At 60.9% G+C, this 15835-nt stretch carries 10 protein-coding genes; 8 read left to right on the top strand and 2 right to left on the bottom strand.

Going from position 1 to position 15835, the window contains the following annotated elements:
* Positions 1-177: 177 nt before the first annotated feature.
* The 8 genes from ACQRBV_RS09360 to pbpC all read left to right on the top strand — a co-directional run bounded on the left by ACQRBV_RS09360 (position 178) and on the right by pbpC (position 14107).
* Positions 178-798, top strand: a complete 621-nt coding sequence (locus tag ACQRBV_RS09360; RefSeq protein WP_090367847.1) for a CDP-alcohol phosphatidyltransferase family protein — start codon at positions 178-180, stop codon at positions 796-798.
* An 11-nt stretch (positions 799-809) separates the two neighbouring features.
* Positions 810-2564, top strand: coding sequence for a bifunctional alpha/beta hydrolase/class I SAM-dependent methyltransferase (locus ACQRBV_RS09355; RefSeq protein WP_411984882.1), 1755 nt, complete (start codon positions 810-812; stop codon positions 2562-2564).
* A 2-nt stretch (positions 2565-2566) separates the two neighbouring features.
* Positions 2567-3865, top strand: coding sequence for a phosphatase PAP2/dual specificity phosphatase family protein (locus ACQRBV_RS09350; RefSeq protein WP_411984881.1), 1299 nt, complete (start codon positions 2567-2569; stop codon positions 3863-3865).
* The gene (locus ACQRBV_RS09345; RefSeq protein WP_411984880.1) at positions 3855-4298 is read left to right on the top strand and encodes a hypothetical protein; all 444 of its coding nucleotides are present in this window, start codon (positions 3855-3857) and stop codon (positions 4296-4298) included. Before ACQRBV_RS09350 ends, ACQRBV_RS09345 begins: the two co-directional genes overlap by 11 nt.
* A 9-nt stretch (positions 4299-4307) precedes the next feature.
* Entirely contained in the window at positions 4308-4928 is a 621-nt protein-coding gene (locus ACQRBV_RS09340) for a lysophospholipid acyltransferase family protein (protein ID WP_060756586.1), read from the top strand.
* A gap of 1 nt (position 4929) precedes the next feature.
* Positions 4930-5862: a phosphatidate cytidylyltransferase gene (locus ACQRBV_RS09335; protein ID WP_060756585.1), complete on the top strand. Its 933-nt coding sequence runs from the start codon at positions 4930-4932 to the stop codon at positions 5860-5862.
* 144 nt (positions 5863-6006) lie between these two features.
* On the top strand, positions 6007-11817 hold the full coding sequence (locus tag ACQRBV_RS09330; protein WP_411984879.1) for an alpha-2-macroglobulin: 5811 nt from the start codon (positions 6007-6009) through the stop codon (positions 11815-11817).
* Positions 11798-14107 carry a penicillin-binding protein 1C gene (gene pbpC, locus ACQRBV_RS09325; RefSeq protein WP_411984878.1) on the top strand — a complete coding sequence of 770 codons (2310 nt, stop codon included), beginning with the start codon at positions 11798-11800 and terminating at the stop codon, positions 14105-14107. The genes ACQRBV_RS09330 and pbpC overlap by 20 nt, the downstream gene beginning before the upstream one ends.
* A 22-nt stretch (positions 14108-14129) precedes the next feature.
* Here pbpC and ACQRBV_RS09320 read toward each other — a convergent pair whose 3' ends face one another.
* The gene (locus ACQRBV_RS09320; RefSeq protein WP_081087084.1) at positions 14130-15332 is read right to left on the bottom strand and encodes a Fic family protein; all 1203 of its coding nucleotides are present in this window, start codon (positions 15330-15332) and stop codon (positions 14130-14132) included.
* Between the two features lie 130 nt (positions 15333-15462).
* The gene (locus tag ACQRBV_RS09315) at positions 15463-15825 is read right to left on the bottom strand and encodes a hypothetical protein (RefSeq protein ID WP_104995072.1); all 363 of its coding nucleotides are present in this window, start codon (positions 15823-15825) and stop codon (positions 15463-15465) included.
* Between the last annotated feature and the right edge of the window lie 10 nt (positions 15826-15835).

Here is a 15835-nt window from a genome sequence, read left to right as displayed (position 1 = left end):
CACTTGTTTTTTGCTGACCCGACTTTTGGGACAACCAGTCCGAAAGGATTTGTCCTACTTCGCAAAAACTCAAGAAACACGCGGCCAAGGTGAGCCATCACTAGAGTCCGCGGCAAGAAATCGGCACACTTCAGCACAGTTTTTCACGGGTTAACGGACAAGGAAGCGTCACCCCCCATGATTTCCATCTACCAACTCAAGCCACGCTTTCAAAACCTGCTGCGCCCCCTCGTGCAGCGTCTCTACGACAATGGCACCACCGCCAACCAGATCACCGTACTGGCCGGGGTCGTTTCCTTGCTCGTCGGCCTGCTGGTCGCAGGCTTTGCCCAACATCTGTGGCTGTTTGCGCTGATCCCTGTGTGGATGATCCTGCGCATGGCCCTCAATGCCATCGACGGCATGCTCGCCCGCGAGTTCGGCCAGCAATCGCGCCTGGGTGCCTACCTCAACGAATTGTGTGATGTGATCGCCGACAGCGCACTGATCCTGCCGTTCGCGCTGATTCCCGGCGTCAGTCTGGTACCGGTGGTGCTGGTAGCGCTGTTGGCGGTATTCAGCGAATACGCCGGGGTCCTGGGGCCGATGGTCGGTGCGTCACGCCGCTATGACGGGCCGATGGGCAAGAGCGACCGTGCCTTTGTATTGGGCGTGCTGGCCACCGGTGTGGCGCTCGGCTGGCTCGGCGCCGGTTGGGTCGACACGCTGATGTGGCTGGTTGCCGCCCTGCTCGCCTACACCCTGGTCAACCGTGTGCGCCAGGGCCTCAAAGAAGCACAAACCTCCCCGATTGCATAAGGATTTTTGCGATGTGCGAACAACAAGAGCACACCTTCACGACCCATGATGGCGTCGAGCTTTTCTACCGCCACTGGCCGGCCAGCGCACCTTCGAGTGATGAGCCGCGCAAGGCAATCCTGTTGTTCCATCGCGGGCATGAGCATTCGGGGCGCATTGCCCATCTGGTTGACGAACTCGACCTGCCGCACTTTGACTTCTTCGCCTGGGACGCCCGTGGCCATGGCCAGTCCCCCGGCGAGCGTGGCGACAGCCCCAGCTTCGCCACCAGCGCCCGTGACGTGCAAACCTTTTGCGACCACATTGGCGCCACCTACGGCATTGCAGAAGAAAACTTCGCCGTTATCGCGCAAAGCGTCGGCGCGGTGATCGCGGCGACCTGGGTCCATGATTACGCGCCGAAAATCCGTGCACTGGTGCTCGCCTCCCCGGCGTTCAAGGTCAAGCTCTACGTGCCCTTCGCACGCCCGGGCCTGGCACTGATGCGCAAGTTTCGCGGCAATTTTTTCGTCAACAGTTACGTCAAGGCCAAGTTCCTCAGCCACGACCCGCAGCGCGTGGCGTCCTACGACAGCGACCTGCTGATCACCAAGGCCATCTCGGTGAATGTACTGCTGGGCCTGTACGAAGCGGCTGATCGGGTGGTCGCCGATGCCCAGGCGATCCAGGTGCCGACGCAGTTGCTGATCTCCGGCTCCGATTTTGTGGTGCACCGCAAACCCCAGCAGCAATTTTTCGACCGCCTGGGCAGCCTGAAAAAAGAGCTGCACATCCTCCCAGGCTTCTTCCACGACACCCTTGGCGAACGCGACCGCGCCCCGGCCGTGAGCAGTGCCAAGCGCTTTATCCTGCAAAACTTCACCCAGCCGCTGGACCGCGCCTCATTGCTGGATGCCGATAAGCTGGGCGCCACCTGCGCCGAGTCCGAAGCCCTCGCAGCGCCACTGCCGCGTAATTCCCTGCGCGACCTGTATTGGCGCATGACCCGCGCCAGCATGGGCCTGGGCAAAACCCTGTCGGAGGGGGTGAAACTGGGCTTCGACACCGGTTTCGACTCCGGCAGCACCCTGGACTATGTGTACCGCAACAAGCCCAGCGGCAAGGGCGGGCTGGGCCGGATGATCGACAGCAACTACCTCAACTCCATCGGCTGGCGCGGCATTCGCCAACGCAAGCTCAACGTCGAGGAACTGCTGCGTTTGGCCATGGCCAAGTTGCGTGCCGATGATCGCCAAGTACGCATTGTGGACATTGCCGCCGGCCACGGTCGCTATATTCTGGAAGCCTTGCAGGGCGTGTCGCCGCTGCCGGAATCGATCCTGCTACGTGACTACAGCGACATCAACGTGCGCGATGGTGGCGCACTGATTCGCGAGAAAGGCCTGGGGGATATCGCGCAGTTCGTCAAAGGCGATGCCTTTGACCGGGCGGATCTGGCGGCGTTGGACCCCAAGCCAACCCTGGCGGTAGTGTCGGGGCTGTATGAGTTGTTCGCCGATAACGCCATGGTCGGCGGTTCGTTGGCCGGCCTTGCCGAAGCGGTGGAGCCCGGCGGTTACCTGGTCTACACCGGCCAACCGTGGCACCCGCAACTGGAATTGATCGCGCGTGCACTGACCAGCCACCGCCAGGGCCAAGCCTGGGTGATGCGCCGTCGCAGCCAGGCGGAAATGGATCAGTTGGTCGAAGCGGCGGGCTTTCGCAAGATCACCCAACGCGTGGATGAATGGGGCATTTTCAGCGTGTCCCTGGCACAGAAGATCTGAACATGCGCGAGCCCGGTTTACTGAAACCTGCCGTCCTGTGGCTGCTGCTGTTGGCACCGCTGTTTTTCAGCACCTACGGCTTCGCCACTTGGGTGACCAGCCAACGCAGCGACGTCGGCACGCTGGTGTTCGGCTGGGAAACCCACATGCCATTCTGGGCCTGGACCATCGTGCCGTACTGGTCGATCGACCTGCTTTACGGGTTTTCCCTGCTGCTTCCCAACAGTCGGCATGAGTTGAAACAGCACGCGCTGCGGCTGCTGTCCGCCCAGGTTATTGCGGTCAGTTGCTTCCTCATCTGGCCGCTGCGCTTCACCTTCGAGCGGCCGGAACTGCACGGCATATTCGGCTGGCTGTTCGCCGTGCTCGCCGGCTTCGACAAGCCGTTCAACCAGGCACCGTCACTGCATATCGCCTTGTTGGTGATCTTGTGGGTCATGTACCAACGCCATACCCGTGGCCTGTGGCGGTGGCTGGTGCACGGCTGGTTCGCCTTGATCGGCATTTCGGTGCTGACCACTTATCAACATCACTTTATCGACTTACCCACAGGCGCCCTGGCGGGATGGATATGTGTGTGGTTATGGCCGGTAGAGCATCCCAGCCCCCTGCTGAATGCACGACTGACCCACGACCCTCGGCGCTGGCGCCTGGGCGTGCGGTATGGCCTGGGCGCTGTGGTGCTGGTGATCCTGGCGTTTGTATTGGGCGGGGCGTGGCTGTGGCTGCTGTGGCCTGCGGTAGCCCTGGGTCTGGTCAAGGCGAATTACTTCGTCCTCGGCGCGCCGGGCTTTCAGAAACGCTCCGATGGTCGGCTGACCCCGGCGGCACGCTGGCTCTATGCGCCCTACCTGGCTGGCGCATGGATAAACTCACGCCTGTGGACACGCAAGCATCCACAACCTGACCTGATTGTGGATAACGTTTGGCTTGGGCGAATTCCCACAACCCAGGAGCAAGATTCATTCACGGCCATCGTCGATCTCTGCGCCGAATTGCCGATTAATCCACAGGGCCGCGCCTATCAATCCATCCCTGTGCTGGACCTGATCGCACCCACCCCGACCGAATGTCGGCAAGCCGCCCAAGCCATCGAGCAATTGCGCTTGAGCGGCCCATTACTGGTGTGTTGTGCCCTCGGTTACTCGCGCAGCGCCACCGCCGTTGCCGCCTGGCTGCTACATAGCAGGCGTGCCACTACGGTAGATGAAGCGCTGGCTATCATTCGTACAGCGCGGGCCGAAGTGGTCCTGCATCCCGCTCACCGTGAAGCTTTGGAGGGTTTACCCGATGCCCGCTGATATGGAACTCCAGGTAACTGCCAGCCTGCTACGTCGTGGGCGTTCACTGGATCAGTTATCCACAGGCCTGACGGTGCTCGGCTTTTTGTTCGGCCTGGCGCAGCTGCTGATGGCCAGTATCTCGACCGTCTGCCTGTTGCTGGCCTTGTGGATGATTATCCTGGGGCTGCTGCAAAAGTACTGGGCACTGCGTGTGGCGTTTGACGCCGACCTGTTCGCCCTGCTCGCCCGCGATATCGCACGCACCCCGGACCTCGATCAGGCCCTGTTGACCCTGGGCCTGCAATCGGCCAAGCGCGTCGGCCGGCCCTGGACCGAACGCCGGCGTGGCGCGCTGAAATTGCTGCGCAAACAAGCCTGGTTGCTCGGCGCGCAAGCGCTGCTGACCCTGGCCGTGATTCTCGCCAGCCCTTGGCTGCCTTTCGCCGGATAAGGAACGCCCATGTTCGAACCCGTAGTCGCCACGCTGATTACTTCGATGGCCCGCACCGTCACCGGTGCCCGCAGCCTGTGGCTCGGCTGCGCCCCGGTGCCGGTGCAGCGCATCTACTTCGCCAACCACAGCAGCCACGGCGATTTCGTACTGCTATGGGCCTCGTTGCCGCAGAACCTGCGCAAATTCACGCGCCCGGTGGCCGGCAGTGACTACTGGAACGCCAGTGCCTTGCGCCGCTACATTATCAACCGCGTGTTCAACGGCGTGCTGATCGACCGCGAGCGTAAAGACCCTGTGGATAACCCACTGCAACCCATGCTCACGGCCCTGGAAGGCGGCGACTCATTGATCATCTTCCCGGAAGGCACGCGTAATCTGGAAGACGGCCTCCTGCCGTTCAAGAGCGGTCTGTATCACTTGGCAAAAAGTTACCCACAGGCCGAACTGATCCCGGTGTGGATTGCCAACCTCAACCGGGTCATGCCCAAAGGCCGCGTACTGCCGCTGCCATTGCTGTGCACCACCAGCTTCGGCGCGCCGCTGCAACTGGAGGACGGCGAAGACAAGGCCGCCTTCCTCGCCCGCAGCCGCGACGCCCTGCTCGCCCTTGCCCCGGAGCACGTCTGACATGGATAGCCAAACCCTGATGTTATTCGGCGGCATCGGCGCGATCCTGGTGCTCGCCTCCCTGATCGGCCTGATCCTCAAGCTGCGCACGCGCGGTACGCCAAACGCGGTGATCGACAATCTCAACGCGCGCATCAATGCGTGGTGGGTGATGGTGGTCGTGATCGGCATCGCCTTCTGGCTCGGCACCGGCGCGGTGATCCTGCTGTTCTATGCCGTGTCGTTCTACGCCCTGCGCGAATTCCTGACCCTCACGCCGACTCGCCGCAGCGACTACCCGGCCCTGGTGGCCGCGTTCTACCTGGCGTTGCCGCTGCAATACCTGCTCATCTATTCGGATTGGTACGGGCTGTTCTCGATCTTCATTCCGGTGTACGTGTTCTTGCTGCTGCCGATCCTCGCTTCACTGGGGGGCGACAGCACACACTTCCTGGAGCGCGCCTCCAAGGTGCAATGGGGTTTGATGATCGCCGTGTTCTGCGTGTCCTTCGTACCGGCGCTGCTGACCCTCGACATCCCCGGCTACGAAGGTCGCAACCTGTTGCTGATCGCCTATCTGGTGATCGTGGTGCAGTTGTCGGATGTGCTGCAGTACGTGTGCGGCAAGCTGTTCGGCAAACACAAGATCGCGCCTAACCTGTCACCCTCGAAAACGGTGGAGGGGTTTGTCGGCGGGATCCTGCTCTCGTCCCTGATCGGCGCGGCATTGTGGTGGACCACCCCGTTCAGCCCCTGGCAGTCGTTCTTGATTGCGCTGCTGATCAATCTGCTCGGATTTGCCGGCGGCATCGTGATGTCGGCGATCAAGCGCGATCGAGGGGTGAAGGATTGGGGCCATATGATCGAAGGGCACGGAGGGATGCTGGATCGACTCGATTCAGTGTGCTTCGCAGCGCCGATTTTCTTTCATCTGGTGCGCTATTGGTGGACCTGATCCCCAGGCTCCAGAAGCCCAAAAATGAAGATCAAGCATGTGGGAGCAAGCCCGCTCCCACAGTAGAATTTTGTGATGTATTCACGTCATCTTTTATCTCAAAGACGCGTGTAAGATAGCCGCACTTTGCCAGGGATGCTCACCATGTTCGATTCGTTGAAAGCGATCAGCCGCCGTATTGCCGGTGCCTTATTGACCGTGGTGGGGGCCGTTTTCGGTCAATGGCATCCGCCGCGCTGGCTACGCGCCATTGGTCAAGGCCTGGCCAACCTGGGCGGCAAGGCTCGCGCTTATCCACGCCAATCCGGTGCAGCAGTTGTGGGTCTGGCGTTGTTGGCGGGTGCCGGTTTCTATGGCTGGCAGTGGTATTCACATCTGCCCAAACCCCATACCGTGGGTTACTCGCTGCACAAACCGAACCTGACCGATTACACCCAACCACAACCGGTTGTGGATAACTTGCAGGTGCGCTTCGCCGAGTCCGTCGCCCCACTGGCAGCAATTGGCAAGCCGGTGACCCATGGCATCACCCTGAAACCAAACGTAGCGGGTAGCTGGCGCTGGTCCGATGACCGTACGTTGCTGTTCGTGCCGGAAAAAGACTGGCCCATCGATGCTCACTACACCCTCGATATGGGCAAGAAAAACCTGCTGGCCGACGGCGTGCTGCTGGACCAATACAGCACTCAGTTCTCCACCCAACCGTTCCGCGCCACCCTGGCGCAAAACGAGCTGTATCAGGACCCGTCCAACCCGACACTGAAACAGCTGGTGGCGACTTTCCATTTTTCCCACCCGGTAGATGAAGAAAACCTGCGCAAGCGCGTGTCGATCACCCTCGGCAAAGGTTTGGCCTACCGCGACGCGCAGTTGCCCAACCGCCCGGAAATCACCTTCGACGAGAAGAAACTCAACGCCTACGTGCGCTCCGCTGCCTTGGCCACCCCGCTGGAAAGTACGCCGGTCAGCGCCAAGCTCGACGAGGGCATCAAGGCCCGCGACGGCGGCAACGCCAGCACGGCGCCGCTGGTGTCGGAAGTCACCGTACCCGGTCGCTACCGCCTGACCTTCACCGGCGCCGAAGTGAGTTTTGTCGACAACCAACGCGGCGAACCCGAACCGGTATTAATGTTCAGCAGCTCCAGCGCCGTGGCCGACGAAACCATCGCCGGTAAGGTCCAGGCTTGGCTGTTGCCGGAAAAAGCCCAGGACGATACGCGCCCCTATTCCGCCAACGACATCGACGACGCCCTGCTTGCCCGCAGCACCAAGGTCAACCTGACCCACGTGCCCAGCGTCGAACCCCTGAACACGCTGCACGCGTTCAAATTCAAGGCTCCGGCCGGTCGCGCACTGTATGTGCGCGTTCCTGCCAACCTGGAGGCCATCGGCGGCTATCTGGCGAAAAACCCTACGGCATCGCTGATCAGCATGCCGGCGTACCCTCGCACGTTGCAGTTCCTGTCTGACGGCGCGTTGCTCAGTCTCAACGGTGAAAAACGCCTGGGGTTCATGGCCCGTGGCGTACCCGGCGCCCATGTGGAAATCGCCCGCCTGCTGCCCAACCAGTTGCAACACCTGGTGGATCAGAGCAGTGGCAGCTTCGCCCGGCCGAATTTCAGCAACGAATATTTTGATCGCATGGTCGAGCGCCAGGCATTGGAGATTCCCCTGTCATCCAATGACCCGGCGAAAACCGTCTACGACAATGTCGACCTCAGCCCCTACCTCACCGCCAATGGCGGCCGGCGCGGCATTTTCGTGCTCAAGCTCAGCCCGCAGGATGACCCGGCCACGCGCACGTTCGAATACGACCGCAGCAGTACCAGCGACCTGCGTTTCATCGTAGTGACGGATCTGGGCATCATCGCCAAACGCTCCAGCGACGGCAGCCACGATGTGTATGTGCAGTCCATCAGCAATGGTTCGCCGGTGGCCGATGTGCAAGTCGACATCATGGGTCGCAACGGCCTGCCGGTCGCCAGCGGTCATACCGACAGTGAAGGCCATGCGCATTTCGCCAAGCTGGATGAATTGCGTCGTGAGAAAACGCCGCTGATGTATGTGGTCACTCGCGGCAACGATCAGTCGTTCCTGCCGATTGCCCGTCAGTCCCAGCAGCTGGATTTATCGCGCTTCGATGTCGGCGGCTTGCAAGAAGACGGTGCGATTGATCGCCTCAGCGCCTACCTGTTCACTGATCGCGGGCTCTATCGCCCAGGCGAAACCGCGCACCTGGGCATGATCGTGCGCAGCGGCAATTGGAAAGGTGCTCTGCTGGGGCTGCCGGTGGAGCTGCAAATCACCGATCCCCGTGGTCTTGAAGTGATTCGCCAGCCGTTGAAGCTGTCCGCCAGCGGTTTTGAAAGTTTCGATTTCCCCAGCAGTGAAGTCGCCCCCGCCGGCGAATACACCGCGACCTTGCAGTTGATTGGCCAGAAGCAGACACGCACCGATTTGGGCAGCGTGAACTTCAAGGTCCGCGATTTCGAGCCCGACCGCATGAAGGTCAACCTGAGTTTGCACGACACCCCGGTACAGGGCTGGATCCCACCGGACCAGGTGGTGGCCAAGGTTACCGCCATGCACCTGTTCGGCGCCCCGGCAGCTGGCCGGCGGGTCACCGCAAAAATGTCCCTGAGCCCGACGCTCGCGGCATTTGACCGTTACCCCGACTACCGTTTCCGCCTCAATAACGGCCTGGAAGAAACCAGCACCGAAGACCTGGCGGAAACCACCGTCGACGACAACGGCCAGGCCGTGCTCGACCTCAACCTACAGCGTTTTGCCAACAGTACCTATCGCTTGCAAGTGATGGCCCAGGTATTCGAAGCCGAAGGAGGCCGTAACGTCGCGGCGCAAAGCGCATTGCTGGTGTCGCCCGCGCCTTACCTGGTCGGTGTGAAAAGTCAGGATTCACTGTCATACGTCGCCAAGGACACCCCGCGTGAAGTGCATTGGCTGGCCGTGGCGCCAGACCTGACGCCACTGGCGGTAGACGGCCTGACCACTGAAGTGGTCGAGCATCGCTATGTGTCGGTACTGGTGAAACAGTCCAATGGCACCTACAAGTACGAGTCGCGCATCAAGAACATCAGCCAGCCGGCCTCACCACTGACGATGACCAAGGAAGGCGCCAAGCAGGCCCTGAACACCGGCACGCCAGGGGATTTCACCCTGCAGTTGAAAGACGCCAATGGCAACCTGCTCAACCAGATCGACTACAGCGTGGCCGGGCGTGGCAACACTTCGCGTTCCCTGGAGCGCAACGCCGAACTGCAACTGCGCCTGGACAAGCGCAGCTATGCCACGGGCGATGAAATCGCCATCAGCCTGCGTGCGCCGTATACCGGTGCCGGTTTGATTACCATCGAGCGTGACAAGGTCTACACCCAGCAGTGGTTCAAGGCCGATAGCACCAACAGCGTGCAACATATCCGCGTGCCGGCCGGGCTTGAGGGCAATGCCTACGTCAACGTGCAGTTTGTGCGCGATATGGGTTCGGCTGAGGTGTACATGAGCCCGCTGTCCTACGGCGTGGTGCCGTTCAGCATCAACCTGGATGCGCGACGCATGGCGCTGAAGGTAGAAGGCCAGGAGAAGATCGAGCCGGGGCAGACCCTGGACATCAAGGTCACCGCCGACCGACCAGGCCGTGCGGTGGTGTACGCGGTGGACGAAGGCATCCTGCAAGTAGCGCGTTATCAGGCGCCGGACCCGCTGGGCTTCTTCTTCCAGAAGCGTGCGCTGGAGGTCGGTACGAGCCAGATTCTTGACCTGATCCTGCCTGAATTCAGCCGCCTGCTCAGTGGGGCGGCGCCCGGCGGTGATACCGAAGGCGCGCTGGCCAACCACCTGAACCCGTTCAAGCGCAAACATCAACCGCCCGTGGCATGGTGGTCCGGCCTGGTGGACTTGCCGGCCGGTGAAACCGTGCTGCATTACCAGGTGCCGGACAGCTTCAACGGCAAACTGCACCTGTTCGCAGTGGCGGTGGACAGCGACAGTGTCGGTGTCAGCGAGGCCAATACCGAAGTGCGTGGCCCAATTGTGATCACGCCGAACGTGCCCGCCTTCGTGGCGCCGGGGGATGTGTTCAACGTCAGCGCCGGGGTGTTCAGCAACCTCGACGCAGCGGCGGATGTGAAGTTTGAAGTGCAGACCAGCGACGGCCTGGCGGTGCAGGGCGGTAAAGGCAGCACCCTGTCGCTGCAACCACGCAAGGAAGGCACCGCCGAGTTCAAGATCAAGGTCGGCGAAACCCTCGGCTCAGCGGACCTGCGTTTTGTCGCAGTGTTGCCCAATGGTAAGCGTATCCAGGTCGCCGAAACCACGTCGATCCGCCCACTGAGTGAACACCGCGTCGCCCTGAGCCTGGGCCGTTTCGACAGCGCCAGCAAAGAGCTCAAGCCGACCCGCGAGCTGTTCAGCCAGTTGCGCGACGTACAACTGGGCGTAGCGGCATCACCGCTGGTGTGGGCCAACGGGCTCAAGCATTACCTGGATGACTACGGCTACGCCTGCACCGAACAACTGGTGTCCAAGGCCATGCCGGCACTGATCTGGGGTGGCACCGCCCCCGAAGCCGAGCAGGCATTCAGCGGCGCGGTGCGTATGCTGCGCCAGCGCCAGAACTCGGCCGGCGGCTTCGGTCTGTGGGCTGCCAACCCGGACGTGGCGCCGTACACCAGCCTGTACGCCACCGATTTCCTGATCGAAGCCAGGGAGCGCGGGCTGCCCGTACCGGAAGATCTGTTGGTGCGTTCCAACGCTTACCTGACCGACCTGGCCAATGGTCCAAGCGAAGGTCTGTCGGAATTGCGCAACCGGGCCTACGCCAGTTACCTGCTCAGTCGGCAGGGTATCCTGGTAAGCGGCGCCCTGAGCGATATCCGCGAGCGCTACGAGAGCTACTTCAAGGACAGCTGGCAGAACGACCTGGGCGCAGCCTACCTGGCCGCCAGCTACAAGTTGCTCAAGCAGGATCGCCAGGCCGATACGCTGTTCCGTAAAATCCCGTGGCGCTCGCTTGTGGATAAGTGGGACAGCGACGGCCTGTATTACGACCCGCTGGTACACGATGCCGAACACCTGCACCTGCTGGCGCGGCATTTCCCCGAGTTGCTGGACGAGGTGCCGACAGCCTTGCTGGATAAGCTCGGCAAACGCCTCAACGAGCAGCGCTACAACTCGCTGTCGGCGGCACTGCTGTTGCGTGCGCTGGATAACTATGGCCAACGTGCGCAGAGCGACATGACCCTCAAGGCCACCGCCTGGCTGAGTGACAAGCAGCAGCAATTGCTGGAGATGGCCGGCCAACCGCCCCGCGCTGCCGTGCCGCGCACCACGCAAAAGCTGGTGATGGAGAAAACCGACGGCCCGGCCGCGTTCTACATGCTCAGCGAGGCCGGCTTCGACAAGGGCGCCAAGCTCAAGCCGATCAACAATGGCCTGGAAATCATCCACGAATACCTCGATCTCAAAGGTGAGCCGGTGAGCAAGGTCGCCGTGGGTGATGAGTTCCTGGTGCGCCTGCGTCTGCGCGCCACCGACCGTGATCAGGTGCAACAAGTGGCCGTGGTCGACCTGCTGCCAGGTGGCGTCGAGCCTGTGTATAACCTGCCGCCGGAGCCGGAGCCCGCCAGCACCGAGGAAAGTGAAGGCGACGACGCCGAGTACGTGGAAACTGCAGACGGCGACGAAGCGGCGGATACCTGGCAAGCGCCGATCGGCGAAACCGAGCTGAGCAACTGGCAGCCCGACTACGTGGACGTGCGCGATGATCGAGTGGTGTTGTACGGCACCGCGCTGCGCGACGCAGGGACCTTCGTCTACCGTGTACGCGCCACCAACGCGGGTACCTTCAATACGCCACCGGCTTACGCCGAGGGCATGTACGAAACCACCCTGCAAGGGCGCGGCAAAGTAGGCCAGCTTGAAATTACCAAGCCTTAAACGCGTGACGCCGCTGCTGGCAACGGCGGCGTTATTGGTGGGAGGGCTGGCGGGGCTGCGGTTGTGGCCCCACGCCTCGCTGGAGCAAGCGGTTACGTCGTCACGGGTGGTATTGGCTGACGACGGTTCGCTGCTGCGCATGACCCTGGCGGATGACGGGCAGTATCGCCTGTGGCTCCCACTGGAGCGCATGTCACCGTCACTGGTCGAAGCCTTGTTGCTCAAGGAGGACCGCAATTTCTATTGGCACCCGGGGATCAATCCCCCGGCGTTGCTGCGCGCGGCCATGGCCACCTACAGCGGCGGACAGCGCCAGGGCGGTTCGACCTTGAGCATGCAACTGGCGCGACGCCTGTGGGATTTGAACACCCGCCAAGTGCCCGGCAAATTGCAGCAGATGGCCCTGGCCGTTTGGCTGGAAGCACGTTACAGCAAGCACGACATTCTTGAGGCCTACCTGAACCTGGCCCCTATGGGTGGCAATATCGAGGGCGCCGAGGCGGCCAGCCGTATCTACTTCGGCAAGTCGGCGACCCAGTTGTCCTTGTCCGAGGCTTTGGCGCTGGCGGTGATTCCACAACAGCCGGGGCGGCGCGCGCGCTTTGGGCCGTCATTGCAAAATGCGCGGCTGCGGTTGATGGCCGACTGGCGCGAGACTTATCCACAAGACCCGCGCAACGACAGTCTGCTGGAGTTGCCCCTGGAAGCGCGCAACCGCCAGCAGATCCCGTTTCTGGCGCCACACCTGAGTGAACAATTGCTGGCGTCCCAAAACGGCAATGAGTTGAACACCACCCTCAGCCTGCCCTTGCAGCAACTTCTGGAACGCCTGATCAGCGGCTTTATCGCCGAGCGGCGCAGCACCGGTGTGGAAAATGCCACGGCGATCCTGATCGACAGCCGCGACCAGAGTGTCAAGGCGCTGGTGGGCTCGGCCGATTACTTATCCACAGGCATTCATGGTCAGGTCAACGGCGTGTTGTCACGACGTTCGCCAGGGTCGACGCTCAAGCCGTTTTTGTATGGGCTGGCACTGGATCAAGGGGTGATTCATCCCATGAGCATCGTCAAGGACCTGCCCAGTAACTTCGGTTACTTCCAGCCAGAAAATTTCGACGGCAGTTTTGTCGGCCCACTGACGGCACGCGATGCGTTGATCCGTAGTCGTAATATTCCCGCTGTTTGGCTGGCCAGCCAGCTCAAATCGCCTTCGCTGTACGGTTTGCTGCAACGAGCCGGGATCAAGGGCCTGCGCAACGAGAGCCACTACGGCTTGGCCTTGGCCCTCGGCGGCGGCGAAATGACGCCCGAAGAGCTGGCACGCCTGTATGTGATGCTCGCGGGTGACGGGCACCTGCGGCCGTTGCGCTATCTGCAGGAACAACCGCAAACCACCGGCGCACAACTGCTGACGCCTCAGGCCGCCTTCATGGTGCGCGACATGCTGCGCCATAACCCGCGACCGGACGGCTTGCCGGGCCGCCATTGGCGCACCGCGTGGAAAACCGGCACGTCCTGGGGTTTTCACGATGCCTGGAGTGCCGGCCTGGTCGGCCCCTATGTGCTGGTGGTGTGGGTCGGTAACTTCGACGGTCGGCCGAACCCGGCGTTTATTGGTGCCAAGACCGCTGCGCCGCTGTTCTTCCGCATTGCCGACGCCCTGCCACTGGCTTTGCCCAACGTGGTGATCAAAGCCGACAAACCGCCCGCCGGGCTGGTGCGCATCGATGTGTGCGCAGCCTCCGGCGAACTGCCCAACCGCTGGTGCCCGCAAACCCGCAAGACCTGGTACATCCCTGGCGTGTCACCGATTCGCGTCTCCAACCTGCACCGTCCGGTGCTGATCGACACCCGCACCGGCAAGGCGGCGTGCCCGCCGTTCGATCCGCAATACACGCGTGAAGAAGTCTTCGAGTTCTGGCCCAGCGACGTACAGCGCCTGTACCGCGCCGCCGGCCTGCCCCGACGCACACCGCCCAATGTGATGAAAAACTGCCAACCCAACCGCATCAGTGATTCAAGCGAAGCGCCGCAGATCCGCTCGCCGCTGACGCAGGTCAGTTATCAACTGCGCCTGTCCCAACCACAGGAAAGCATCCCACTGAACGCCAACGCAGCCAGCGATGCGATGACGCTGTATTGGTTTGCCGACCAGACGTTGGTTGGCCAGGGCTCACCGCAGACCACACTGAACTGGCGGCCGGGCAAGTCGGGAGAGTATCGGTTGCGGGTCAGTGATGATCAGGGACGCAGTGCGAGCCGGGGGTTGAGGGTGGAGTTTGTGCCGTGAACCGGCACCTCTGTTACCTGACTCAGTAAAACCGCCGGTGAAGATCCGGAAATATCATCTGTGCAAACCAGACGGGAAGCCCAGGATAGATCGAACGCGACTTTGCCGAAGGCGCTTCAACCACCCCCATATCAATCAACTTCTTAAGCTGATCACTCGCTACACGGTCATGCAAACCAGAGAAAATCTTAAAGTCCGCCCGAGCAATTTCGCCCTGAGTCAGCAAGATATGGATGGCCTTGGCCATTTCTTGTTTCACCCCGGACTCTACGAATACCCCTTCAAGCCCGATCACCCTCTCAAGTCTCTGGCGTAATGTTACAAGGTCCATCGCTTTCTCTACGTACTCCATCTGATCAATACAGACTTGCAACATGAACTCTACAAACTCGAACAACCCTCCTTGAGTCAACTGACCACGACCGTCGAGGTCCCCTCGACGAGGCTGATCAGCAGCGCGCAAGCGCCCATAATATTCTTCCTGTTTTCTCGCCAATCCTCGGGAAAGCGACCAAAGGGGTGATGCGAGCCCCAGACGCATCAGTTGCAAGTGCGTAATCATGCGCACCACTCGGCCATTCCCATCTTCAAATGGGTGAACAAACGCGAGACGATGGTGATAAGAAAGAGAGCTGAGAATGCGTGAAGTCAGGTCAGGTTGCCCGCCGTATACATGCTGTAGGCGCTTGAGCATTGGAGTGACTGACTCCCACGCAGGCGCAGCATGGTCCCCTACCAGAACATTACGTTTTGCTGTATCCCGCAATTGGCCGGGCGCGAGTAATCGACCGTCACTGAGTCGCAAGTCCTTATCGCCGGCACCTACAAAAAGCCGGCGATGTATCACAGACATAAATTCAGGGGCAAAGAAAACGCTCCAAGGCGCGTCAACTGCTTTTGGTCGTCGCACCACCCGCTCTAGCAACTCCTGAACGCCGATATGACTTTCCGCCAATTCGCGCAACTCTTTTGAGTCACGCCTCGGCACTCGCGCAGACAAGGTTACAGGCTCCGTATACTGGCCTTCGATCAGGTTGCTGTAATAGCTATTGGTGATTCGCATCAGCCCGCCGATACGCGTGGCGGTGTTTTCGGGGAGTAAGCCAGTGAGTTTTCCTGCACGGAACGACAGCGTCTCCGCCGTACGTAAAATCGACGCTGGGAAACCAGGAGATGGCCAGATAGGCTCCAACCAGTGATTTCCGGATATGAATTGCTGCGCCATTTTTCTCACCTTATTCCGATTTTTTTTCGGATCTATTTTCCCCTAATCTCCAATAATAACGGGATGAATCGACATTTTTATACAACTATTTAGTAGAGAGTTTTCCGATTTATTTTCTGATTATTTAAACCTATGCAACAAGCTCCACATAGCTCGACTCCCCTCCCCCCGTCGCCCCCGATAACCAGCCCCATTTGAAATGCAGCGTGGTATATCCGGCGGCGTCGACACCGAGGGTGCCACGCGACCAACCGCACAGCAGCTCACCTTCCACAGTCAGGCACTGATACAGCAACTCGATAGTGTCCGGGCCGGTCACTCGCCCGACTTGCGTGCCCAGCCGAATCCGACCGCCCTGGTAGGTGCCGGAAATGGCCTCGCCCTCGACCTGGTAATGAAACACCGTATCCGCGCCGGATAGCCCGTGGGCATTATTGGCGACGGTGAATCGGCGGTTGTTCAAGCGCTGGTGAATCTGGGAAGGGGTTTGCATCGAAGTGGCA

The organism is Pseudomonas sp. R11F (assembly GCF_050312575.1).
Taxonomy (GTDB): Bacteria; Pseudomonadota; Gammaproteobacteria; order Pseudomonadales; family Pseudomonadaceae; genus Aquipseudomonas; species Aquipseudomonas palleroniana.
The sequence above is the reverse complement of the archived record's forward strand: the minus strand, read 5'-3'. Positions and strand labels throughout refer to the sequence as shown.